19 protein-coding genes are annotated in these 22,634 nt (G+C 68.0%); 11 read left to right on the top strand and 8 right to left on the bottom strand.

What is annotated here, in order from left to right:
• Window positions 1-248: 248 nt before the first annotated feature.
• The 5 genes from ilvD to AVJ23_RS13845 all read left to right on the top strand — a co-directional run bounded on the left by ilvD (window position 249) and on the right by AVJ23_RS13845 (window position 4,886).
• Complete coding sequence (gene ilvD, locus AVJ23_RS13865) at window positions 249-1,982, top strand: dihydroxy-acid dehydratase (protein ID WP_058862804.1); 1,734 nt, start codon at window positions 249-251, stop codon at window positions 1,980-1,982.
• A gap of 4 nt (window positions 1,983-1,986) precedes the next feature.
• The gene (locus AVJ23_RS13860; protein WP_099045517.1) at window positions 1,987-2,646 is read left to right on the top strand and encodes a dihydroxy-acid dehydratase; all 660 of its coding nucleotides are present in this window, start codon (window positions 1,987-1,989) and stop codon (window positions 2,644-2,646) included.
• 58 nt (window positions 2,647-2,704) lie between these two features.
• Complete coding sequence (locus AVJ23_RS13855) at window positions 2,705-3,478, top strand: DUF6478 family protein (protein ID WP_058862803.1); 774 nt, start codon at window positions 2,705-2,707, stop codon at window positions 3,476-3,478.
• Window positions 3,479-3,506: 28 nt separating this feature from the next.
• Window positions 3,507-3,884: a hypothetical protein gene (locus AVJ23_RS13850; protein ID WP_058862802.1), complete on the top strand. Its 378-nt coding sequence runs from the start codon at window positions 3,507-3,509 to the stop codon at window positions 3,882-3,884.
• A gap of 87 nt (window positions 3,885-3,971) precedes the next feature.
• A complete protein-coding gene (locus tag AVJ23_RS13845; protein ID WP_058862801.1) occupies window positions 3,972-4,886 on the top strand; it encodes a DMT family transporter in 915 nt (304 codons plus the stop codon).
• Here the strand turns inward: AVJ23_RS13845 and AVJ23_RS13840 are convergent.
• The 5 genes from AVJ23_RS13840 to AVJ23_RS13820 form a co-directional block, all read right to left on the bottom strand.
• Entirely contained in the window at window positions 4,883-6,199 is a 1,317-nt protein-coding gene (locus tag AVJ23_RS13840; RefSeq protein WP_058862800.1) for an NAD(P)/FAD-dependent oxidoreductase, read from the bottom strand. The genes AVJ23_RS13845 and AVJ23_RS13840 overlap by 4 nt on opposite strands.
• Window positions 6,196-7,014, bottom strand: coding sequence for an ABC transporter permease subunit (locus AVJ23_RS13835; protein WP_058862799.1), 819 nt, complete (start codon window positions 7,012-7,014; stop codon window positions 6,196-6,198). The genes AVJ23_RS13840 and AVJ23_RS13835 overlap by 4 nt, the downstream gene beginning before the upstream one ends.
• Window positions 7,011-7,901, bottom strand: coding sequence for an ABC transporter permease subunit (locus AVJ23_RS13830; protein WP_058862798.1), 891 nt, complete (start codon window positions 7,899-7,901; stop codon window positions 7,011-7,013). The genes AVJ23_RS13835 and AVJ23_RS13830 overlap by 4 nt, the downstream gene beginning before the upstream one ends.
• A gap of 22 nt (window positions 7,902-7,923) precedes the next feature.
• Window positions 7,924-9,303: an ABC transporter ATP-binding protein gene (locus AVJ23_RS13825; RefSeq protein WP_058862797.1), complete on the bottom strand. Its 1,380-nt coding sequence runs from the start codon at window positions 9,301-9,303 to the stop codon at window positions 7,924-7,926.
• An 84-nt stretch (window positions 9,304-9,387) separates the two neighbouring features.
• A complete protein-coding gene (locus AVJ23_RS13820) occupies window positions 9,388-10,473 on the bottom strand; it encodes a polyamine ABC transporter substrate-binding protein (RefSeq protein WP_058862892.1) in 1,086 nt (361 codons plus the stop codon).
• A 150-nt stretch (window positions 10,474-10,623) separates the two neighbouring features.
• On the opposite strand from AVJ23_RS13820, the gene AVJ23_RS13815 reads away from it, so the two are divergent.
• Both AVJ23_RS13815 and AVJ23_RS13810 read left to right on the top strand, forming a co-directional pair.
• Window positions 10,624-11,280, top strand: coding sequence for a GntR family transcriptional regulator (locus tag AVJ23_RS13815; RefSeq protein WP_058862796.1), 657 nt, complete (start codon window positions 10,624-10,626; stop codon window positions 11,278-11,280).
• A 138-nt stretch (window positions 11,281-11,418) separates the two neighbouring features.
• Window positions 11,419-12,810 (top strand): aspartate aminotransferase family protein, encoded by a 1,392-nt coding sequence (locus tag AVJ23_RS13810; RefSeq protein WP_058862795.1) that lies wholly within the window; start codon window positions 11,419-11,421, stop codon window positions 12,808-12,810.
• Between the two features lie 42 nt (window positions 12,811-12,852).
• On the opposite strand, the gene AVJ23_RS13805 is transcribed toward AVJ23_RS13810, so the two are convergent.
• From AVJ23_RS13805 to AVJ23_RS13795, 3 genes are read right to left on the bottom strand one after another with little or no spacing between them, the layout of a single operon-like run.
• Window positions 12,853-13,575, bottom strand: coding sequence for a SpoIIAA family protein (locus tag AVJ23_RS13805; RefSeq protein WP_058862794.1), 723 nt, complete (start codon window positions 13,573-13,575; stop codon window positions 12,853-12,855).
• A 53-nt stretch (window positions 13,576-13,628) separates the two neighbouring features.
• Entirely contained in the window at window positions 13,629-14,003 is a 375-nt protein-coding gene (locus AVJ23_RS13800) for a rhodanese-like domain-containing protein (protein WP_058862793.1), read from the bottom strand.
• A 10-nt stretch (window positions 14,004-14,013) separates the two neighbouring features.
• Complete coding sequence (locus AVJ23_RS13795) at window positions 14,014-14,910, bottom strand: MBL fold metallo-hydrolase (protein WP_058862792.1); 897 nt, start codon at window positions 14,908-14,910, stop codon at window positions 14,014-14,016.
• A gap of 541 nt (window positions 14,911-15,451) precedes the next feature.
• Here AVJ23_RS13795 and mutL point away from each other — a divergent pair.
• The 4 genes from mutL (at window position 15,452) to aceF (ending at window position 22,626) form a co-directional block, all read left to right on the top strand.
• Complete coding sequence (gene mutL / locus AVJ23_RS13790; RefSeq protein ID WP_240484651.1) at window positions 15,452-17,272, top strand: DNA mismatch repair endonuclease MutL; 1,821 nt, start codon at window positions 15,452-15,454, stop codon at window positions 17,270-17,272.
• Window positions 17,269-18,456 (top strand): DNA recombination protein RmuC, encoded by a 1,188-nt coding sequence (locus AVJ23_RS13785; protein WP_058862790.1) that lies wholly within the window; start codon window positions 17,269-17,271, stop codon window positions 18,454-18,456. Before mutL ends, AVJ23_RS13785 begins: the two co-directional genes overlap by 4 nt.
• Before the next feature lie 215 nt (window positions 18,457-18,671).
• Window positions 18,672-21,329 carry a pyruvate dehydrogenase (acetyl-transferring), homodimeric type gene (gene aceE / locus AVJ23_RS13780; protein ID WP_058862789.1) on the top strand — a complete coding sequence of 886 codons (2,658 nt, stop codon included), beginning with the start codon at window positions 18,672-18,674 and terminating at the stop codon, window positions 21,327-21,329.
• Window positions 21,265-22,626 carry a dihydrolipoyllysine-residue acetyltransferase gene (gene aceF, locus AVJ23_RS13775; RefSeq protein WP_084794600.1) on the top strand — a complete coding sequence of 454 codons (1,362 nt, stop codon included), beginning with the start codon at window positions 21,265-21,267 and terminating at the stop codon, window positions 22,624-22,626. The genes aceE and aceF overlap by 65 nt, the downstream gene beginning before the upstream one ends.
• Window positions 22,627-22,634 lie beyond the last annotated feature (8 nt).

Below are 22,634 nucleotides of genomic sequence, written 5' to 3'. Positions count from 1 at the left end.
GCACATCGCCCCGCCCACCGTCCCGCAAGGCGCCTCGCGCCGAAGTCTTGCGCGGGGCGGCGCCTGTCGCGATCGAGTATTTGCCGGAAAGGTGAAAGCCAGGCGCGCGCCCCACTTTCATCTTTCCGAAAATACTCATTCCGACGGGGCCGCGCGTGGACCCGCCGGGCAGGGAAGCGGGCGCTTGCATCTTGCCCCTCCGGCAGCGCTTCGCTATCCCGAAATCAACACCATCCGGGAGGTAAGCGATGCTCAAGCGTCCGTTCGACAAATCCAGACTGCCCAGCCGCCATGTCACCGAGGGCCCGGCCCGTGCGCCGCATCGCTCCTACTATTACGCGATGGGCATGTCCGAGGACGAGATCCACCAGCCGCTGATCGGGGTCGCCACCTGCTGGAACGAGGCGGCGCCGTGCAATATCGCGCTGAACCGGCAGGCGCAGGCGGTCAAGCTGGGCGTCAAGGAGGGCTCGGGGACGCCGCGCGAGTTCACCACGATCACCGTGACCGACGGCATCGCCATGGGCCACGAGGGCATGCGCTCGAGCCTCGCCTCGCGCGAGGCGATCGCCGACACGGTCGAGCTGACCATGCGCGGGCATTGCTATGACGCGATCGTCGGGCTGGCGGGCTGCGACAAGTCGCTGCCGGGCATGATGATGGCCATGGTGCGGCTGAACGTGCCCTCGGTCTTCATCTATGGCGGCTCGATCATGCCGGGGCGCTACAAGGGCCGTGACGTGACCGTGCAGGACGTGTTCGAGGCGGTCGGCCGCCACCAGGCCGGGCAGAATTCCGACGAGGAGCTGACCGCGCTGGAGAAGGTCGCCTGCCCCTCGGCCGGCGCCTGCGGCGGGCAGTTCACCGCCAACACCATGGCCTGCGTCTCGGAGGCGATCGGGCTGGCGCTGATGAACTCGGCCGGTGCGCCGGCGCCCTACGAGAGCCGCGACCAGTACGCCACGGCCTCGGGGCTTGCGGTGATGGAGCTGCTGGAGAAAAACATCCGCGCGCGTGACGTGGTCACGCTGAAATCGCTGGAGAATGCCGCGCGCGTCGTCGCCTGCACCGGCGGCTCGACCAATGCGGGGCTGCACCTGCCGGCCATCGCGCATGAGGCGGGGCTGGAATTCTACCTCGACGATGTCTGCGAGATCTTCAAGGACACGCCCTATTTCGTCGATCTCAAGCCCGGTGGGCAATACGTCGCCAAGGATCTCTACGAGGTGGGCGGCCTGCCCGTGGTGATGAAGGAGCTGCGCAAGGCGGGCCTGATCCACGAGGATTGCATGACCGCCAGCGGCCGGTCCATCGGCGAGGAGCTCGACCGGATCGACCGCGAGGCCGATGGCAAGGTGATCTACCCGATCGAGACGCCGATCACCAAGACCGGCGGCGTGGTCGGGTTGAAGGGCAATCTCGCCCCCGAGGGCGCCATCGTGAAGGTCGCTGGCATGAGCGCCGAGGAGCAGGTCTTCTCGGGCCCGGCGCGGGTCTTCGAATGCGAGGAAGATGCCTTCGAGGCGGTCAAGGCGCGCTCCTACAAGGAGGGCGAGGTGCTGGTGATCCGCAACGAGGGCCCCGCCGGCGGCCCCGGCATGCGCGAGATGCTGGCCACCACCGCAGCACTGTCCGGCCAGGGCATGGGCAAGAAGGTGGCGCTGATCACCGATGGCCGCTTCTCGGGCGCGACGCGCGGCTTCTGCGTGGGACATGTCGGCCCCGAGGCGGCGGCCTGCGGGCCCATCGCGCTGGTGCAGGATGGCGACGTCATCACCATCGATGCGGTCAAGGGCGAGCTGTCGGTCGCGCTGGACGAGGCGACGCTGGCCGAGCGCAAGGCGGCCTGGGCCGGCCCGCGCGAGACGATCTATGCCTCGGGTGCGCTGTGGAAATACTCCCAGCTGGTGGGCGAGACCTACAAGGGGGCGGTGACCCATCCGGGCGGCGCCAAGGAAAAGCACTCCTACGCGGATCTCTGAGGTCATGCGGGGCCGTGTCGCCGCGCTGACGGGACTGGCCGGGCTGACGCTGCTGGCGGGTTGCGCGACGCTCGGCCGCGGCATCGGCAGCGGCCCCCCGCCGGAACAGGTCCGGTTGGTCGGTGGCGACGTGGTCGTCGCCGGGCCGCCGGGCTACTGCATCGACCGCAAGACGCTGGAATCGCGGGCGCAGCGCGGCTTTGCCATGATCGCTTCGTGCCACATCCTGTCGGGGGGCAAACGCGGCACCCCGGTGGACCCGCTGCTGGTCTCGGTCGCGGTCGGGCCCAACCAAGGCGGCGACGCGCTGCCCAGCCCGCAAACCCTGGCCGAGGAGGCCGGTGCGCAGCTGATCGGCGGCGAGCGCCGCGAAGGCTTTGTCACCGCCCATCTGGGCAGCGGCGGCGACACGCTGCTGGAGGGGGGCGATGCCCGGCACTGGCGCGCCGCCTTCTTCCAGGGCACGCATATCGTGGTGCTGGGGCTCTACGCGCCCGAGGACAGCGCGCTGGCCGACCGGGACGGCGGCGCCCTTCTGGCGCGGGTGCGCGACCGGATCAGGGCGCTCAGCCCCGAACCCGCCGCGCCGGGCGAGGTGGCCGAGGCCGCACCGCGCCGCCCCGGGCTATTCGGGCGTTTATTCAATCCTCAGGATTTGCCATAATAGTTCCCAGAACCGAAACAATCGGCCGGACGGGCAGGACAAGAGGGACCAGGCAGGCATGGCAAGCGAGACGCGCGGATGGCTCGACCGGACACTCGAGGCCGCCAGCCTGCGCCGCTGGGCACGCCGGGCCGCCATGGCCCCGCGGACCGAGCTGCCCGAGCTGCGCCGCCAGCGCGCCCGCGCCCGCAAGCTCAAGGCCCATGTCGACCGGGTGATCCACGTGGCCGAGGAACGGCTGGCCCTGCCGATGATCGGCAACCAGGCCTTTCCGCGCCCGCCCGATTCCGACTGGGCGTGGCGGCCCGACCTGTGGTGCGGTCCGCTGCCGGTGGCCGGGCTGTCCTCGGTGCCGTCCAAGTCGATGCTGGGCGGCGAGGTGACGCTGTTCCACGACTGCGCCCAGTCCGAGCTGACGCTGCGCCAGCTGCGCAACATGCGCGAGGCCGACCTGGCCGCCTATGGGCTGCGGCTGGACGTGTTCCGCTTTGACGGCTCCTACCTGTCGCTGGCCATCGACCTGCCCGAGGCGGCCAGCCGCAACCTGCGCCGCAAGCACCTGATCCGGGTCGAGACCATCGTCGAGATGGAAAAGCCGCTGGAGATCTTTGCCCGGCTCAACATCAAGCATGGCCCCAATACCGAGCAGATCGTGCGCGAGCTGCCGCTGGACGCGCCCGAGATCATGATCGAGTTCGATCTGGCCTATACCAAGATGAACGAGAAGCGGGTCGAGAAGATGTGGCTCGACCTGATCTTCGAGGGGCCGCAGATGAACCAGGTGACGCTGCGCGACCTGACCTTCAGCCGCCGCAAGCGGGCCGAGCTCTAGGCGCGGCGCAGATACGAGGGATGTCACGATGAGCGCCTATACCCTGACCAAGACCCGGTTCCGCGAAGGTATCTGGGAGGGGCTGCTGAGCACCCGCCAGCAGGATGCGCCCGCGCCGCAGATCGCCGTCACGCTGCGCGACCGCCCGGTGCGCGGCGTCACCGTGACCGAGACGCAGAAGACCGGGATCTACCTGCTCGAGGTGCCCGTCCCGCCCGAGGCGGTGGGCGACGGGGTGCAGACCTTCCTGATCTCGGACGCACAGGCGGACGTGGTGCTGGACAGTTTCACCCTGATCGCGGGCGAGGTGCAGGGCGAGGATCTGCGCGCCGAGGTCGACCTGCTGCGCGCCGAGCTCGACATGCTCAAGCGCGCCTTCCGTCGCCACTGCCTCGAGACGACCTGACGGGCCGCGACATTCCGCCCCATGGCCGATTGACCTTCCCCGCCGGCGGGTCCAATCTGCGCGCATTCCCACAGTGAAGGACACCACATGTCCCCGTTGCGCGGCATTGCGCTGAAATTGATCTCTGTTTTCCTGTTCACCATCATGGCGTCGCTGATCAAGGCCAGCACCGCGCTGGTCCCCACGGGCGAGGCCGTCTTCTTCCGCTCCTTCTTTGCCATGCCGGTGATCGTCGCCTGGCTGGCCATGCGCGGCGACTTGTCGACCGGGCTGAAGATCTCGAACCCCTGGGCGCATGTCGGGCGGGGCGTGATCGGGGTCACGGCCATGGGCTGCGGCTTTGCCGCGCTGGGCTTGCTGCCCCTGCCCGAGGTGACGGCGCTGGGCTATGCCGCGCCCCTGATGACCGTGCTGCTGGCCGCGCTGCTGCTGGGCGAGCGGTTGCGCCTGTTCCGCATGTCCGCCGTGGCGCTGGGGCTGGTGGGGGTGACCATCGTGCTCTGGCCGCGCCTGACCATCGACGACCTGGCCGACGGGGCGACACTGGGGGTCGCGCTGATCCTGACCTCGGCGCTGTTCCGTGCGCTGGCCCAGATCCAGATCCGCCGCATGGTCGCGGTCGAGGAGACCTCGGCCATCGTGTTCTACTTCTCGCTCACCGCCACCTGCTTTGCCCTGCTGACGGCGCCCTTCGGCTGGACATGGCCCGGCTGGACGGGGCTGGCCATGCTGGTCAGCGCCGGGCTGATCGGCGGCGTGGCGCAGATCCTGCTGACCTCGGCCTACAAGTTCGCGGGCGCCGCGATGCTGGCGCCCTTCGACTATGCCTCGATTCTCTTCGCCATCCTGTTCGGCATCGCCTTTTTCGACGAGGCGCCGACGCCGATGGTGCTGGTGGGCTCGGGCGTCGTGATGGTGGCGGGCATCCTGATCGTCTGGCGCGAACGGCAGCTCGGCCTGCAACGCGGTCGCGCGCGCAGCAAGATGACGCCCTACGGCTAGAGGTCGAAGGCCTCGCCCAGCAGGTAGGCGGGGCGCAGCAGGGACCGCCGGAACCGGCCCAGCGGAAAGCGCCGCGGTGGCGTTGCCAGCCAGTCGGGAAAGGGGCCCGGGCGGTCGGTGCCCGCCATCTGCGTGGCGATCTGCGCGCCGGCATAGCTGCCCATGGCCACGCCGTTGCCGTGATAGCCCAGCGCGGCGAACAGGCCCGGATGCCCCGGGACCGACCCTGCAAAGGGCACCAGCGCGCGCAGCAGGCAGACGAGCCCGGACCATTCATGCGTGATCTCCACACCCTGCCACGCCGGGAAGAGCCGCGCGAAATCACTGCGAATCCGGCGCGAGATCGCGGCCTGCGCGCGCGGCGCGGCGGACAGCCCCCCGCGCATCCCGAACAGGAAGCGCCCGTCCGGCAACAGCCGGAAGTAATGCAGCAGGAGGCGCGTGTCATAGGCCATCTGTGCCGACCACCAGCCCGCCGCGGCCTGTTCTTCCGCCGTCAGGGGCCGGGTGACGATGACGCTGGACAGCGCCGGCAGGGTGCGCGCCGCCAGCCAGCCGGGCAGGTCCTCGGAGGAATAGCCATTGGTGGCGATCAGCACCTGACGCGCGCGCAGGCGGGCGTGGCCGGTGTCCACCTGCCAGCCATCGCCGTCGCGCCGCAGGCCGCGTGCTTGTGTGTGGGCAAAGAGCCTTGCGCCCGCCTCCCGCGCCGCCCCGGCCAGCCCGGCATGGTATTTCCGCGGGTTCAGCGCAAAGCCCAGCGGCAGGGTCATCCCGCCATGCCACGGCCCGCCCAACCCGGCCTGCCGCAGCGCGTCCGGCGCCATCAGCTCGGGCGCCACGCCGTAGCGCGTCTCCAGCCCGGCCGCCTCGCGTTGCAGCGCCTGCCAGTGGCGCGCGGTATGGGCCAGCAGGGTCTCGCCCTGCGAATGCCGGTCGATCTCCCACCCCGCGCTCAGCCTGTCCACGAACGCCACCGCCGCGCGCTCGGCCTCGGCCCAGTGCTGCGGGGCTTCGTCCCCGAACTGCCGGCGCAGCAGCGCGTCGGGCGCCTTGGCCCCGCCAAGGCAGCAGAACCCGCCATTTCGTCCCGACGCGCCGAAACCCGGCGTCCCGGCCTCCAGCACCGCCACGTCGCGCCCCGCCCGGGCCAGCGCCAGCGCCGCGTTCAGCCCGGTGAAACCTCCGCCGATGATGACGACATCCGCGACCCCGTCCCGCTCCAGCGCGGGCCAGTCTTCGGGCGCGACCGTATCGGCCCAGAAACAGGCCGCCTGCGGGGCATAGGCGGCCGGCTCGTAGAGGCGTCTCATGTGGCGCGCTGGGCGGCCTGTTCCTCGCGCGCGCGCTGCACGGCGGCGCGCTTGGTGACCAGCGAGGTCGTCACCACCCCCACCGTCACGATGCCGATCAGCAGGGTCGACAGCGCGTTGATCTCGGGGCTGACGCCCAGCCGCACGGCCGAGAAGATCTTGATCGGCAACGTGGTGGCGCCCGGCCCGGTGGTGAAGCTGGCAATCACGAGGTCGTCCAGCGACAGGGTGAAGGCCAGCAGCCAGCCCGAGATCACCGCCGGGGCGATGATCGGCAGGGTGACCAGGCGGAACGCGTCGAAGGGCGAGGCGCCAAGGTCCAGCGCCGCCTCTTCCAGCGAGCGGTCGAAGGCCACCAGCCGCGAGGACACCACGACCGAGACATAGCACATGGAAAAGGTCGTATGCGCCAGCACCACGGTGACCACGCCGCGATCCATGCCGATGCCGATGAACAGCAGCAGCAGCGACAGGCCGGTGATCACCTCGGGCATCACAAGCGGCGCGTAGATCATGCCGGAAAACAGCGTGCGCCCGCGAAAGCGCCCGCCGCGCACCATGACATGCGCTGCCATGGTGCCCAGCACCGTGGCGATGGTCGAGGAATAGAAGGCCACCTGCACCGTCACCCAGGCCGCGTCGAGGAATTCCTCGTTGCGGAACAGCTCGCCATACCAGCGCGTCGAGAAGCCGGCCCAGACCGTGACCAGCTGGCTGGCGTTGAAGCTGTAGATGACGAGGATCACCATCGGCAGGTAGAGGAAGGCAAAGCCGAGCGTCAGCGAGGTGACGTTGAACCATGAGAACCGCGTCATTTGCCGGCCTCCCGCGCCTTGTCCTCGCTGCGCTGGAACAGCACGATGGGGATGATCAGGATCAGCAGCAGGATCACCGCCACGGCGCTGGCCACCGGCCAGTCGCGGTTCGAGAAGAACTCCTCCCACAGGACCTTGCCGATCATCAGCGTGTCCGACCCGCCCAGAAGCGAGGGGATCACGAATTCGCCGATGGACGGGATCAGCACCAGGAAGCAGCCCGCCACGATGCCGCTGCGCGACAGGGGCACGGTGACCAGCCAGAAGGCCGAGAGCCGCGAGGCGCCCAGGTCCTCGGCCGCCTCCAGCAGGCTTTCATCCATCTTCTCGAGCGCTGCGTAGATCGGCAGGATCATGAAGGGCAGGTAGGTGTAGACGATTCCGATATAGACGGCGGTGTTGGTGTTGAGGATCTGCAGCGGCTCGCCGATGACGCCCAGCCCGATCAGGAACTGGTTCAGCACGCCTTCGTTCGACAGGATGCCCATCCACGAATAGACCCGGATCAGGAACGAGGTCCAGAAGGGCAGGATCACCAGCATCAGCAGGGTCGGGCGCCATTCCGGCGCCGCGCGCGCCATGCCGTAGGCGATGGGATAGCCCACCACCAACGTGATCAGCGTGGCCGTCACCGCGATCCGGAGCGAACTGAGATAGGCCTTGAAATAGAGGTCATCGGTGGTCAGGAAGACGAAATTCTCGAAATCCAGCGCGGCAAAGAAGTCGCGGATCCCGGCCCAGCCCTCGGACAGGTCCAGCTGCGGCATGTAGGGCGGGCGCGCCAGCGCCACGTCCGACAACGAGATCTTGAGCACGATCACGAAGGGGATGAGGAACAGCGCCAGCAGCCACAGGTAGGGGATGACGATCAGGACCGCGCGTCTCATGCCATGTGCTCCGCAGGGGCGATCATTCTTCCAGCACCACGCCGGCGGTGGGCGAGAAGCTGAGCCAGACCTCGTCCTCCCAGGTGATGTCGCGGCGGGACACGCGGCGCGTGTTGGTGATCTGCGCCTTGACCATGGTGCCGTCGGGCAGCTCGACATGGTAGGTCGAGATGTTGCCGAGATAGCCGATATCGATGACCTTGCCCTGCAGCAGGTTGGCCGCGGCGGGCCGCTCGCGCGCGATGCCCAGCTTCTCGGGGCGCAGCGCCAGCACGACCGGCTTGCCGTCCAGCGCCGGGTCGCCATTGGCGGCGATCAGGGGCGGCGTGTCCTCGGACCAGCGGATCTCGATCCCGCCGGGCGGGATCTCGGGGGTCGCTGCCGGAGCAGGGGCGGGCTGCGCGGGGGCGCGGGCGGGCTCGGGCGGGGGCAGCTGTCTGGGCTCGTCGGGGCGGCGGCCGAGGATGCGGTAGAGCACGCGGTCATGCAGCCACTTGCCCATGGCGTTGGGCTGCGGGCGGCGCCCCTCGGGCTGCGGCAGGGGGGCTGCGGCGCCGGGCACCGGGTCGACCGCCTCGGGCGCGGCAGCGTCGGGCTCGGGCGCGGGTCCTGCGTCGCGCGCACGGGCCGTGCCGCGGATCAGGTTCACGTCGCCGATGAAATCGGCCACGTAGACCGAGGTGGGCGCCTCGTAGATCACGTCCGGCGTGGCGACCTGCACGATGCGCCCCTCGTCCATCACCGCGACGCGGCTGGCGACGGTCATCGCCTCTTCCTGGTCATGGGTGACGATCACGAAGGTGGTGCCGGTCTTCTCCTGGATGTCCATCAGCTCGAACTGCGTCTCTTCGCGCAGCTTGCGGTCGAGCGCGCCCAGCGGCTCGTCCAGCAGCAGAAGCTTGGGCGCCTTGGCCAGGCTGCGGGCCAGCGCCACGCGCTGCCGCTGCCCGCCCGAGATCTGGTGCGGCTTGCGGCGGGCGAATTTCTCCAGCCGGGTCAGGCGCAGCATCTCCTGCACCCGGGCCTCGATCTGCTCCTTCGGCTTGCCCTCGCGGCGCAGCCCGAAGGCGATGTTGTCCCAAACCGACAGGTGCGGGAACAGCGCGTAGCTCTGGAACATCATGTTCACCGCGCGCTTGTTCGGCGGCACATGGGCGATGTCGCGCCCCGAGAGCAGGATCTGCCCCTCGCTCGGCTCCTCGAACCCGGCGAGCATGCGCATCATCGTCGTCTTGCCGCAGCCCGACGGGCCCAGCAGCGCGAAGAATTCACGCTCGTAGATGTCCAGCGTCAGGTCGTCGATGGCGGTGAAGTCGCCGAACCGCTTGGTCACGCGCTCGAAGCGGATCAGCGGGCGGGCATCGGGATCGTCCCAGGGGGCAAAGCTCTTTTCGTTGACCATGGTCCTGCCGTGCTGTCGGGGGGCCGGGGGCGGCCGCCCCGTGAAACCCCCGGCCGGCGCGGGGCCGGGCCGGGGCGAAAGGGCTCAGGTGCCGGACTTGATCTTGGTCCAGAGCCGGGTGACCACCCGCTGCACGCGCGGATCGTAGGGCGTGGTCGTGTAGGTGTTGTCCAGCGCATCGGCATCGGGGTAGATCGCCGGGTCGCCGATCACGTCCTCGTTCAGGAACTCCTGCGAGGCGAGGTTGCCGTTGGCGTAGTAGACGTAGTTCGACGCCTTGGCCATGTTCTCGGCATCCATGATGAAATTCAGGAAGGCATGCGCGCCCTCGGGGTTCGGCGCGTCGACCGGGATGGCCATCATGTCGAACCACATCTGAGCGCCCTCCTTGGGGGCGAAATAGCCGATCTCGACGCCGTTATCGGCCTCGGCGGCACGGTCACGCGCCTGCAGCACGTCGCCCGACCAGCCCACGGCCACGCAGATGTCGCCATTCGCCAGCGCGTTGATGTATTCCGAGCTGTGGAACTTCTGGATGTAGGGGCGGACCGGGGCGAAGACCTCTTCGACCTTGGCGATCACGTCGGGATCCTTGCTGTCGGGATCCTCGCCGATATAGTTCAGCGCCGCGGGGATCATCTCGGCCGGGGCGTCCAGCACGTGCACGCCGCACTCGGCCAGCTTTTCCATGTTGGCGGGATCGAAGATCAGGTCCCAGCTGTCCACCGGGGCGTCCTCGCCCAGCAGTTCGCGCACCTTGGGCAGGTTCACGCCCAGCCCGGTGGTGCCCCACATGTAGTTGATCGCGTAGGCGTTGCCGGGGTCGTATTTCTCGGTCCGGTCCGAGATCACGTCCCACATGTTGTCGAGATTGGGCAGCTTGTCCTTGTCCAGCTCCTGGAAGGCGCCGGCGCTGATCTGGCGCTGCAGGAAGGTGCCGGTGGGCACCACCACGTCATAGCCCGAGCCGCCGGCCAGCATCTTGGTCTCGAGCAGCTCGTTGCTGTCGAACACGTCGTAGACCAGCTCCAGCCCGGTCTCCTGCTCGAACTGCTCCAGCAGGCTCTCGTCGATATAGTCGGACCAGTTGTAGACGCGGACCTCCTGCGCCTGGGCCAGTCCGCCGGCCAGCGCCAAGGTTGCGGTGAAACTCGCAAGTCGTTTGGTCATCATGTGCTCCCGTTGGTCGCGGGGTCTTCCGCCCCGTGCCCGGATTTGATCATAAGTTGCCAAGCCCGGCAACTTGCGCGATGTTTCCACGGCCACGCGAGCGGTGCAAGGGCGCGCGGCGTGGCCGGAGGGGGCACGCGGGAGGCGGCGATGAACAATGCGGCAGAGCCGGGCGGCGCGGGGCTTCCGGCGCATGAGCATGTCTATCGGCAATTGCGCGACCTCGTGCTGTTCGGCGCGCTGGCACCCGGCGAGACGGTGACCATCCAGGGCCTGACCGAGCGGCTGGGCGCGGGCATGACACCGGTGCGCGAGGGGCTGCGCCGGCTGACCGCCGAGGGCGCGCTGCTGGCGCAGGGCAACCGGCGCATCGTGGTGCCGGTGCTGGATGCGCCCGCCGTGGCCGAGCTGACCGAGGCGCGACAGGCGCTGGAGCCGCGGCTGGCGGCGCGCGCCGCGCTGGGCGCCACGCCTGACCGCATCGCCGAGCTGCGCGCCATCGACGCCCGGCTGGACCGGGCCATCGCGCGGGGCGACGTGCCAGGCTACCTGCGCGAGAACCACGCCTTTCACATGGCGCTGAACGCGATGGCCCGCGCGCCGATCCTGAGCGCGATCACACAGGGGCTCTGGCTGCGCTTCGGCCCCTCGCTGCGCATCGTCTGCGGACAGGTCGGCACGCGCAACCTGCCCGACCAGCACAAGGCGCTGCTGGACGCGCTCGAGGCGCATGATCCCGAGGCCGCCGCGGCGGCCATGGCGCGCGACGTGGCGCAGGGGATGGAGATGATCGCCGCGGCGCTCTGAGCGGGACGGGACGGCGCTCCTGCTGCGCAGCTCGCCCCGCCCACCGTCCCGCGGGCGCAAGGCACGCAGCGGGGCGATTCGATTGACATGGCGGAATTTGATCATATTCTCGCGGCCAACCCTTCAGGAGGCGCCGCTTTGACCCTGCTTACCCCGAATTCGCCCACCGCCGAGCTGCAGGCGCTGGACGCCGCGCATCACATGCACCCGTTCACCCATGGCCAGGGGCTGCGCGACAAGGGCGCGCGCGTCATCACCCGGGCCGAGGGCGTCTGGCTGACCGACAGCGAGGGCAACCGCATCCTCGACGCCATGGCCGGGCTGTGGTGCGTCAACCTGGGCTATGGCCGGCGCGAACTGGCCGACGTGGCGGCGCGCCAGATGATGGAACTGCCCTTCTACAACACCTTCTTCCAGACCACCCATGTGCCGGCGCTGAACCTGGCTGCCAAGCTGGCCGAGCTGGCGCCGGGCGATCTGAACCATGTCTTTTTCGCCTCCTCCGGCTCCGAGGCCAATGACACCAACCTGCGGCTCGTGCGCACCTATTGGGCCGAGAAGGGCCAGCCCGAGCGGCAGGTCATCATCTCGCGCTGGAACGGCTATCACGGCTCCTCCGTGGGCTCGGGCAGCCTGGGTGGCATGAAGGGCATGCATGCGCAGGGCGGCCTGCCGATCCCCGGCATCGCCCATATCGATCAGCCCGACTGGTGGGGCGAGGGCGGCGAGATGACGCCCGAGGAATTCGGCCGCGCCCGGGCCCGCCAGCTGGAGGAGAAGATCCGCGAGATCGGCCCCGAGAAGGCGGCCGCCTTCATCGCCGAGCCGGTGCAGGGCGCCGGCGGTGTGATCGTGCCGCCCGAAACCTATTGGCCCGAGATCCGCCGCATCGTGGACGAATACGGCATCCTGCTGATCGCGGACGAGGTGATCTGCGGCTTCGGGCGGACGGGCAACTGGTTCGGCAGCCAGACCATGGACATCCGTCCCGACATCATGACCATCGCCAAGGGGCTGTCCTCGGGCTACCAGCCGATTGGCGGCTCGATCGTCTCGGACGAGATCGCCGCGGTGATCAACGGCACCGAGTTCAACCACGGCTATACCTATTCCGGCCATCCCGTCGCCTCGGCCGTGGCGCTGGAGAACCTGCGCATCCTCGAGGAGGAACAGATCGTCGAGACCGTGCGCACCCGCACCGCCCCCTATCTCAAGGAGCGCTTCGAAAGCCTGACCGCGCATCCGCTGGTGGGCGAGGCCCGGATCGTGGGCATGATGGGCTCCATCGCGCTGACCCCGGACAAGGCGCGCCGCGCGCCCTTCGCCGCCGAGGCCGGCACTGCCGGGCTGATCACGCGCGAGCGCTGCTTTGCCAACAACCTGGTGATGCGCCACGTGGGCGACCGCATGATCGTCTCGCCGCCGCTGGTGATCTCGCAGGGCGAGATCGACACGCTGATCGAGCGCGCATGGCAAAGCCTCGACGAGGCGCAGGCCGAGCTGGCGGCCCAGGGCCTGCTGACTGCGTGACATGACGAAAATCCTGCCCGTTTCGTCCGAAACGGGCAGGTATCAGGCGGCGATCCAGCTCTTGGCGGCGTCGAACCGGTCTGCCTCGAAATAGCGGGTCTCGGCGGCGCTGAACGTGTCCAGCAACCGCTGGCCCATGCGCTGCCAGCCAGCATCGCCCACGATGGCGGCCCGGTCGAGCCGGTCGTAATGGGCGCGCACCATGCGCAGGTGCTGGCCGATGGCCGCCAGCCCCTGCCAGCCGTCGAACTCGCGCAGGTCCAGCAGCAGGCGAAAGCGGTCGTTGCGGCGGATGAAGGCGTCGAGGTCGCGCTCTTCCTCTTCCATGCGTGCAGGGTCCAGCTTGCCGCGCAGCTGCACGTGCAGCACGCCGCCGCCAAGGTCGGTCTGGTGGATCGTGCCCAGCGACTGGCCCAGCCAGCGCCGCGCCTCGTCGGCCTGATCGGGGCCGAAGGTCTGTACGGGGCAGGGCATCAGCGGCGCAAAGCCGCGCACCAGCCGCATCATCCAGCCGTTCCGGCCCACCACCGCGGCCCGGTCGAAGCCGCGCCAGTGCCGCAGCCCGAACTCGGCATCGTCGAGCATCGCGCCGACGCTGAACTCGGCGTCGTCAGCCAGGATAACCAGCACGCGGATATGCTCGTGCTCTTCGATGGCGCGGTCCAGCGCCGGGATCAGCACATCCTCGTAGTCATCCTCGCGGATCCGGCCGGACAGGCGCACCTCGTAGCTGCTTGGCGCGGGCATCGGGGAAATCTCGATCATGGTCGACCTCCGTCCTTGCGCGCCCGGGCAAGGCCGGGCGCCATGGGAAACGCTCAGTTGACGCGGTGCGGCGCGCCGTTGGCCATGTTGGTGCCGATATAGGGCTTCTTGGCGCCCTTCCACGCGCCGAACCCGCCTTCCATATGCGCCACATGCGCCATGCCGGCCTCGATCGCGGCGCGCGAGACCTTCTCGGAGCGCGCGCCCGAGCCGCAATGGAAGACGATCTGCTTGTCGCTCTGGCCCGGCAGCGCGTCGGCCTTGAAGAAGGCCAGCGGCATCAGCAGCGCGCCCTCGATATGCTCGAACATGTACTCCTGCGGCGTGCGCACGTCGATCAGCACGATCTTTCCGGCCTTGAACGCCTCTTCGACCTCGTCGACCGTCCATGTCTCGAAGATCGCCTGGCCCACTTCCTCGGTCTTCATCGCCGTCTCCTCAGAACTTGTTGGCGGGAATCTTGAAGTAATGGTGGCCGTCACTTTCGGCCGGCGCAAGCCGTCCGCCGCGCAGATTGACCTGCAGCGCGTGCAGCATCCGGTCGGGCAGGCCCAGCGTGGCGTCGCGCTCGTCGCGGATCTTGCGGTACGCCGCCTCCGAAACACCACCGCCGAGATGCTTGTTGTGGGCCTTGTGCTCGGCCACCGTCGCCTCCCATGCAGGCTCGGTACGCTCGCCCACCGGCGGGTAGTCATGCCCGACAAAGAGCCGCGTGTCCCCGGGCAGGTCCAGGATCGCCATCAACGAGGCATAGAGCTCGGCCGAAGAGCCGCCGGGGAAATCGGCGCGGGTCGTCCCGGAATCCACGTGCATGAAGGTGTCGTGCACGAAGGCGGCATCGCCCATGACATAGGTGATCGAGCCCAGCGTGTGCCCGGGTGACAGCATCACGCGCACCTCCAGCTCGCCTAGCTTGAATGTGTCGCCATCGGCAAAGAGCCGGTCGAAATCCGCCGCTGGGTCGAAGGCGTCGGGCAGGTTGTAGATGTCGCGCCAGAGCCCCGCGATCTCGCGCACCTTCTCGCCGATTGCGTTGGGCGCGCCGGTCTGCTCCTTCAGCCAGGCCGAGGCCATCAGGTGGTCGGCATGGGGATGGGTGTCCAGCACCCATTCCACCTCCAGACCCTCGGCGCGGACGAAATCCAGCACCTCCTGCGCGCTGTCCGTGCGGGTGCGGGCGGCCTGCGGATCGAAATCGAGCACCACGTCGATCAGCGCGGCCTTCTTCGTGGCCGGGTCGACGGCCACATACATGATCGATCCGGTGTCCTTGTCGTAGAACCCGGTCACTTCGGGCGAGGTGGCGCCGCTGGACGGGCTTGTGCGTGTGAACATCTCTGCTCCCCTTGCTTCCTTGCATTCAGGTAATGGAATGTTTCAGGAGAACAAGGGTTCCACGAAAACCGCAGGACACGGGAAGAAATTTCGCAGCACCTGCCGGACGGGCGACGGCGTTGCGGCACGGGCAATCGGTAGGTTTTCGGGGGAGGGTAAGGGCATACCGGGGCGCGGCCCGGTATCAGACGCGCCGCGATCCCGTGTCGGGTCGCGGCGGCGTATGGGCTTACTGCGTCTTGCGGATGGGCGAGAACGGCCGGAAGAAGGTCCGGGCGAAGCACTCGCCGTAAACCGCCGAGATCGTCTCGAAGGTGATCAGGGGCACAAGCATGTCGGTGTCCTTTTTGTCTGCTGCTGTTTCAGAAAGCATAGTGCAACAAAGATACGCGTAACATGCCAGTTTTGTTCAAATCTTGCTACTTTTTGTTTCCAACCCCGATGCGCGCCGGTCACGCACGGGAGGACGGGGTGATTTCCGTCTTTGCAGGGCCGGTGCGGCTCTGCTAGGTCTAGTGGTATGAACACCCATGCCCCCCAGATGCGCCCCCATATTCGCCAGTTGGACGAGGCCGCGATCAATCGAATCGCGGCCGGCGAAGTGGTCGAGCGCCCGGCCTCGGCGGTCAAGGAACTGGTTGAGAACGCCGTGGATGCCGGGGCGCGGCGTATCGGGATCGAGATTGCGGATGGCGGAAAAACGCTGATCCGTGTCACCGATGACGGCTGCGGCATGACCGAGGACGAGCTGCCGCTGGCGCTGGCCCGGCACGCGACCTCCAAGATCGACGGCAGCGATCTGCTGGCGATCCACTCCTTCGGCTTTCGCGGCGAGGCGCTGCCCAGCCTCGGCGCCGTGGCGCGGCTGACCGTGCAGAGCCGCGCGCCCGGCCATGCCGCGGCCGAACTGTCGGTTTCGGGCGGGGTGGCCGGGCCCTGCAAGCCCTGCGCGCTGAACGGCGGCACGGTCGTCACGCTGCGCGACCTGTTCTATGCCACGCCGGCGCGGCTAAAATTCCTGCGCAGCGACCGGGCCGAGACGCAGGCGATCACCGACGTGGTGCGCCGTCTGGCCATGGCCGAGCCCTCGGTCGGCGTGACGCTGCGCGACGTGTCGGGCGGGCAGGACCGCGTGACCTTCCGCACCGATCCCGAGGCGGGCGACCTGTTCGACGCGCTGCGCGGGCGGCTGTCGCGGATCATGGGGGCCGAGTTCGTCGAGAACGCGCTGCCCATCGACGCCACGCGCGAGGGCTTTCGCCTGACCGGCTATGCCGCGCTGCCCACCTATTCGCGCGGCTCGGCCGTGGCGCAGTACCTGTTCGTCAATGGCCGTCCCGTGCGCGACCGGATGCTGATCGGCGCGCTGCGCGGCGCCTACCAGGATTTCCTGTCGCGCGACCGGCACCCGGCGGTGGCGCTGTTCATCGATTGCGACCCGCACAAGGTCGACGTGAACGTGCATCCCGCCAAGTCCGAGGTGCGCTTCCGCGATCCCGGGCTGGTGCGCGGGCTGATCGTCTCGGCGCTGCGCCACGCGCTGGCCGAGGCCGGGCACCGCGCCTCGAGCACCATCGCGGGCGAGACGCTGGGCGCCATGCGACCCCAGCCTGACACGCCGCGCATCTACCAGATGGACCGCCCGTCGGCCGCGGCCCGGCAGGCCGCCTATCAGGCGCAGAGCCCGGGCTTCTCCGAGATGGCGGACGCGTGGTCGGGCCGCACCGTCGAGACACCCGCGCCGGCCGAATCTGCTCCGCAGCCCGAGCCGGAGACCGCCGCGCTGCCCTTGGGCGCCGCGCGCGGGCAGGTGCACGAGAATTACATCATCGCCCAGACCGATGACGGTGTGGTGATCGTCGACCAGCACGCCGCGCATGAGCGGCTGGTCTACGAGAAGCTCAAGCGGCAGATGGCCGAAAACGGGGTCGCGGCGCAGGCGTTGCTGATCCCCGAGATTGTCGAGCTGTCCGCCGATGACGCCGCGCGCCTGCTCGGCGTGGCCGATGATCTGTTCCGCATGGGGCTCGCGATCGAGCCCTTCGGGCCGGGCGCCATTGCCGTACGCGAAACCCCGGCCCTGCTGGGCGAGGTGAACGCCAAGGCGTTGGTCCACGACCTGCTGGACGAGCTGTCGGACATGGGCGAAAGCCACCTTGTGCAGGAGCGGCTGGACGCGATCCTCAGCCGCGTGGCCTGCCACGGCTCGATCCGTTCGGGCCGGGTGATGCGCGCCGAGGAGATGAACGCGCTGCTGCGCGAGATGGAGGCGACGCCGCATTCGGGCCAGTGCAACCATGGCCGCCCCACCTATGTGGAGCTGAAACTCTCCGATATCGAGCGCCTGTTCGGGCGGGCATGATCCGGATCGGCGAGACCACCTACGCGCTGGACGATCCCGCAACCCTTGCCGCGCTGGCCGGGGCCGGGCTGCTGCTGGTCGTGCTGTTGCTGCTGATCTCGGCGGCGCGCGCGGCGGGCCGGTCGGCGCGGGCGGTGGCGCCGCTGGCCGTGCAGATGCAGCACCTGGGCCAGCGGGTGCAGGGTCTGTCCGACGGGCAGGAGCGGCTGGCCGGCGGGCTGAGCCATGTCTCCGAGGCGCAGAGCCAGTCGCAAAGCGCCATGTTGCAGCTGATGGAGCAGCGCCTGGCCGAGGTGCAGGAGAAGATGAACGAGAACCTGCACGGCTCGGCCCGGCGCACCGCACGCTCGCTGGGCGAGTTGCAGGAGCGGCTGAAGGTGATCGACAGCGCGCAGGAGAACATCACAAAGCTGTCGGGCGACGTGCTCAGCCTGCAGGACATTCTGGCCAACAAGCAGACGCGCGGCGCCTTCGGCGAGATCCAGTTGACCGACATCGTGTCCAAGGCGCTGCCCTCGGACAGTTTCACGCTGCAGGCGACCCTGTCGAACGGCCGGCGCGCCGATTGCCTGATCCACCTGCCGCAGCCGCCCGGCCCCATCGCCATCGACGCCAAGTTCCCGCTGGAGGGCTACGAGGCGCTGCGCCGCGCCGACACCCAGATCGAGCGGACCCGCGCTGCGCAGGCGCTGCGCCTGTCGCTGCGCAAGCATATCCGCGACATCGCCGAGCGCTACATCCTCGAAGGCGAGACCGCCGACGGCGCGCTGATGTTCCTGCCCTCCGAAGCGGTCTATGCCGAGCTGCACGCCAATTTCCCCGAAGTGGTGCGCGAGGGGTTCGCGGCGCGGGTCTGGATCGTCTCGCCGACCACCTGCATGGCAACGCTGAACACGATGCGCGCCATTCTCAAGGATGCCCGGATGCGCGAACAGGCCGGGGCGATCCGCCGCGAACTGGCGCTGCTGCATGCCGACGTGGAGCGGCTGGGCGCGCGGGTCGGCAATCTCGACCGGCATTTCGGGCAGGCCGCCAAGGATATCGAGGACATCAAGATCAGCGCCGACAAGGCGGGCAAACGCGCGCGTCGGCTGGACAATTTCGACTTCGAGGAGATGCCGGAGGCCCCCGATCCGGCGCCGCGACCATTGGTCCTGAGACGGCGAAACGAATCGCCCTCGTGATTGTTTAAGCCTGAACTATACCCATGCATTGGCCGCAAGGACGGTATGCACCCGCATATCTCCCCCATAACCCCCCGAATTGGTAGGGGCTGTTGCCAGACGGCACGGCAATGCTAGGCTGATCCCATGCCGCGGCAGCGTCCGGGCCAGGGAGAGAAGTGGTTTAGCACTAAACCAAATTGCGCCGATCCGGCGCGCGTTAGGGAAGAGGGCTCATGAAAGATACCCCCCAAGATATCGACCCAGTCGAATCCCAGGAATGGCAGGAGGCGATCGAGGACGTCATCGAACGCGATGGCGCCGATCGCGCCCATTTCCTGCTGGACAAGGCGGTGCAGAGCGCCCGCGCCGCGGGCGCCAGGCTGCCCTTTTCGGCGACGACCCCCTACCAGAACACCATTTCGCCGGATGACGAGGTCGACATCCCCGGCGACATGGACATGGAATGGCGCATCCGCACCATCAATCGCTGGAACGCGATGGCGACGGTGGTCAAGCGCAACAAGGAAAGCAGCGAATATGGCGGTCACATCGCCTCCTTCGCCTCGTCCGCCGCGCTCTACGACATTGGCCTGAACCATTTCTGGCGCTCGAAATCGGCGATCCATGGCGGCGACCTGGTGTTCTTCCAGGGTCACGTGATCCCCGGCATCTACGCGCGCAGCTTCATGGAAGGCCGCATCAGCGAGGAGCAGCTGAAGAACTTCCGCTCCGAGGTCGCGGGCGAGGGGCTGTCCTCCTACCCGCACCCGTGGCTGATGCCCGAGTACTGGCAGTTCCCGACGGTCAGCATGGGCCTTGGCCCGCTGATGGCGATCTACCAGGCGCGCTTCATGAAATACCTCGAGAACCGCGGGTTGATCGAGAGGCAGGACCGCAAGGTCTGGGCCTTCCTCGGCGATGGCGAGATGGACGAGCCCGAGAGCCTGGGCGCCATCCACCTGGCTGCGCGCGAGGGGCTCGACAACCTGATCTTCGTGGTCAACTGCAACCTTCAGCGGCTGGACGGCCCGGTGCGCGGCAACTCCAAGATCGTGCAGGAGCTCGAGGGCGAGTTCCGCGGTTCCGGCTGGGACGTGATCAAGCTGCTTTGGGGCCGCGGCTGGGACGAGCTGCTGGAACAGGACACCAGCGGCAAGCTGCGCCAGCTGATGGACGAGACGATCGACGGCGACTACCAGACCTTCAAGTCCAAGGACGGCGCCTATATCCGCGAGCACTTCTTCGGCAAGTACCCCGAGACGGCCGAGCTGGTGAAGGACTGGACCGACGACCAGATCTGGGCGCTGCGCCGCGGCGGGCATGATCCCAAGAAGGTCTACAACGCCTTCAAGCGCGCCACCGAGGCCGAGAGCCAGCCCACCGTGATCCTCGTCAAGACGGTCAAGGGCTACGGCATGGGCACCGCGGGCGAGGGGCAGAACACCACCCACCAGCAGAAGAAGATGCAGCTGGACCAGCTCAAGGCCATGCGCGACCGCTTCAAGATCCCGGTCACGGATGAAGAGCTGGAGAAGGACATCCCCTTCGTGTCGCTCAACAACGCGCAGAAGGCCTACATGGCCGAGCGCCGCAAGGAGCTGGGCGGGGCCTTCCCCAAGCGCAACACCGAGGCGCCCAAGCTGGAAATTCCCGGGCTGGAGAAGTTCAAGGGGCAGCTCGAATCCACGGGCGACCGCGAGATCTCGACCACCATGGCCTTCGTGCGCATCCTGACCACGCTGCTGCGCGACAAGCAGGTGGGCAAGCAGGTCGTGCCGATCGTGCCGGACGAATCCCGCACCTTCGGGATGGAGGGGCTGTTCCGCTCGGTCGGGATCTACAATCCCAAGGGCCAGACCTACACGCCCGAAGACCGCGACCAGATGATGTACTACAAGGAAAGCGCCGACGGTCAGGTGCTGCAGGAGGGCATCAACGAGGCCGGCGCCATGGCCGACTGGATCGCCGCGGCGACCGCCTATTCCAACCACGGCGTCCCGATGATCCCGTTCTACATCTACTACTCGATGTTCGGGTTCCAGCGGATCGGCGACCTGGCCTGGGCGGCCGGCGACAGCCGCGCGCGCGGCTTCATGCTGGGCGGCACGGCCGGACGGACCACGCTGAACGGCGAAGGGCTGCAGCACGAGGACGGGCACAGCCACATCCTGGCGTCGACCATCCCCAACTGCATCAGCTATGACCCGACCTTCAGCTACGAGGTCGCGGTGATCGTGCAGCACGGGCTTCAGCGCATGTTCGTCGATCAGGAAGACGTGTTCTTCTACCTGACGCTGATGAACGAGAACTACAGCCACCCGGACATGCCGATGGGCTCGGAAGAGGGGATCATCAAGGGCCTCTACCGGATGAAGAAGACGGCCAAGCCCGCCAAGAAGCATGTCAACCTGATGGGGTCGGGCACGATCCTGGTGCAGGCGATCAAGGCGGCCGAGATGCTGGAAGAGGATTTCGGCGTCACCTCGGACATCTGGTCGGCTACCTCGTTCAACGAGTTGGCGCGCGACTACCAGGACTGCATGCGGCACAACCGCCTCAACCCCTTCGCCGAGGAGCGGGTGCCCTACGCGACCCAGACCCTTGCCAGCGCGCAGGGGCCGATCGTGGTGGCCACCGACTACATGAAGAACTTTGCCGAGCAGATCCGCGGCGCGGTCCCGAACCGCTTCACGGTGCTGGGCACCGACGGGTTCGGGCGCTCGGACAGCCGGGTGAACCTGCGGCGCTTCTTCGAGGTGGATGCCAACCACATCGCCGCCGCGGCGATGGTGGACCTGTGGCGCGAGGGGGCCGTTTCGAACAAGGATCTCGAAGCGGCGCTCAAGAAATACGACATCGACGGCGGCAAGCCGAACCCGCGCCTGGCCTGAGCGGGACTGGAGGACAGAAGACATGACAACCGAAGTCAAAGTGCCGGATATCGGCGATTTCACCGATGTGCCCGTCGTCACGATCCTGGTGAGCGTGGGCGACACGATCGCCGAGGAAGATCCGATCATCGAGCTTGAATCGGACAAGGCGACGATGGAGGTCCCGTCCTCCGCCGCCGGCACGGTGAAGGAGATCAAGGTCTCCGAGGGCGACACGGTCTCGGAGGGCAGCGTGGTGCTGATCGTCGAGGGTGACGGCGCCGGTGCCGCCCCGGCGGAAGAACCCAAATCCGAGGCGCCCAAATCCGAGGCACCCAAGGCCGAGGCCCCGGCCTCCGCCCCGGCCGCGGCGCCCGCGCCCGCCCCGGTGACCGATGCGGGTTTCTCCAAGGTCCATGCCTCGCCGTCGGTGCGCGCCTATGCCCGCCGGGTCGAGGTCGACCTGACCAAGGTCAACGGATCGGGCCGCAAGGGCCGCATCCTGCGCGAGGATGTGGAGAAGGCGCTCAAGACGCAGGTCGCCCCGGCGGCGGCGGCTTCTGGCGGCGCGCAGGGCGGCATGGGCATCCCGCCAATCCCGGCCGTGGATTTCTCGAAATTCGGCCCTGTCGAGGATGTCGAGATGTCCCGGATCAAGAAGATCTCGGGCCCCGCGCTGCACCGGTCGTGGCTGAACATCCCGCATGTCACCCATAACGACGAGGCCGACATCACCGAGCTGGACAAGTACCGCAAGGAGATGGACACGATGGCCAAGGAAGAGGGCTATCGCGTCACGTTGCTCTCTTTCGTCATCAAGGCCAGCGTCTCGGCGCTGAAACAGCATTGGGAGTTCAACAGCTCGCTGCATCCCGATGGCGACAAGCTGATCAAGAAGAACTTCTACAATATCGGCTTTGCCGCTGACACGCCCAACGGGCTGGTGGTTCCCGTGATCAAGGATGCCGACCGCAAGGGGCTGGTCGAGATCTCCAAGGACCTGATGGAGCTGTCCTCCAAGGCCCGCAAGGGCGAGCTGAAGGGCCCCGACATGCAGGGCGCGACCTTCACCATCTCGTCGCTGGGCGGCATCGGGGGCACGTCCTTCACGCCCATCGTCAACGCGCCCGAGGTGGCGATCCTGGGCCTGACCCGGTCCAAGATGCAGCCGGTCTGGAATGGCGAGGAATTCGTGCCGCGCCTGATCCAGCCGCTGTCGCTGTCCTATGACCATCGCGCCGTCGACGGCGCCCTGGCCGCGCGTTTCTGCGTCACGCTGAAGACGCTGCTGGGCGACATGCGCAAGCTGATGTGGTGAGGTGACCA

Origin of the sequence: Pseudoponticoccus marisrubri, assembly GCF_001482405.1 — a bacterium.
Classification (GTDB): domain Bacteria; phylum Pseudomonadota; class Alphaproteobacteria; order Rhodobacterales; family Rhodobacteraceae; genus Pseudoponticoccus; species Pseudoponticoccus marisrubri.
Note: the sequence above shows the minus strand (reverse complement) of the source record. Positions and strands in the feature narration are given on the sequence as shown.

What these genes read in the sequence shown, in the direction of transcription:
- AVJ23_RS13850 (WP_058862802.1), top strand. Translation starts at nt 3,507, where the DNA reads ATGAGCGCCTATACCCTGACCAAGACCCGGTTCCGCGAAGGTATCTGG.
- ilvD (WP_058862804.1), top strand. Translation starts at nt 249, where the DNA reads ATGCTCAAGCGTCCGTTCGACAAATCCAGACTGCCCAGCCGCCATGTC.
- AVJ23_RS13800 (WP_058862793.1), bottom strand. Translation starts at nt 14,003, where the DNA reads ATGAAGACCGAGGAAGTGGGCCAGGCGATCTTCGAGACATGGACGGTC.
- AVJ23_RS13785 (WP_058862790.1), top strand. Translation starts at nt 17,269, where the DNA reads ATGATCCGGATCGGCGAGACCACCTACGCGCTGGACGATCCCGCAACC.
- AVJ23_RS13830 (WP_058862798.1), bottom strand. Translation starts at nt 7,901, where the DNA reads ATGAGACGCGCGGTCCTGATCGTCATCCCCTACCTGTGGCTGCTGGCG.
- mutL (WP_240484651.1), top strand. Translation starts at nt 15,452, where the DNA reads ATGCGCCCCCATATTCGCCAGTTGGACGAGGCCGCGATCAATCGAATC.
- AVJ23_RS13795 (WP_058862792.1), bottom strand. Translation starts at nt 14,910, where the DNA reads ATGTTCACACGCACAAGCCCGTCCAGCGGCGCCACCTCGCCCGAAGTG.
- aceE (WP_058862789.1), top strand. Translation starts at nt 18,672, where the DNA reads ATGAAAGATACCCCCCAAGATATCGACCCAGTCGAATCCCAGGAATGG.
- AVJ23_RS13860 (WP_099045517.1), top strand. Translation starts at nt 1,987, where the DNA reads ATGCGGGGCCGTGTCGCCGCGCTGACGGGACTGGCCGGGCTGACGCTG.
- AVJ23_RS13835 (WP_058862799.1), bottom strand. Translation starts at nt 7,014, where the DNA reads ATGACGCGGTTCTCATGGTTCAACGTCACCTCGCTGACGCTCGGCTTT.
- AVJ23_RS13840 (WP_058862800.1), bottom strand. Translation starts at nt 6,199, where the DNA reads ATGAGACGCCTCTACGAGCCGGCCGCCTATGCCCCGCAGGCGGCCTGT.
- AVJ23_RS13805 (WP_058862794.1), bottom strand. Translation starts at nt 13,575, where the DNA reads ATGATCGAGATTTCCCCGATGCCCGCGCCAAGCAGCTACGAGGTGCGC.
- AVJ23_RS13845 (WP_058862801.1), top strand. Translation starts at nt 3,972, where the DNA reads ATGTCCCCGTTGCGCGGCATTGCGCTGAAATTGATCTCTGTTTTCCTG.
- AVJ23_RS13820 (WP_058862892.1), bottom strand. Translation starts at nt 10,473, where the DNA reads ATGACCAAACGACTTGCGAGTTTCACCGCAACCTTGGCGCTGGCCGGC.
- AVJ23_RS13825 (WP_058862797.1), bottom strand. Translation starts at nt 9,303, where the DNA reads ATGGTCAACGAAAAGAGCTTTGCCCCCTGGGACGATCCCGATGCCCGC.
- AVJ23_RS13815 (WP_058862796.1), top strand. Translation starts at nt 10,624, where the DNA reads ATGAACAATGCGGCAGAGCCGGGCGGCGCGGGGCTTCCGGCGCATGAG.
- AVJ23_RS13855 (WP_058862803.1), top strand. Translation starts at nt 2,705, where the DNA reads ATGGCAAGCGAGACGCGCGGATGGCTCGACCGGACACTCGAGGCCGCC.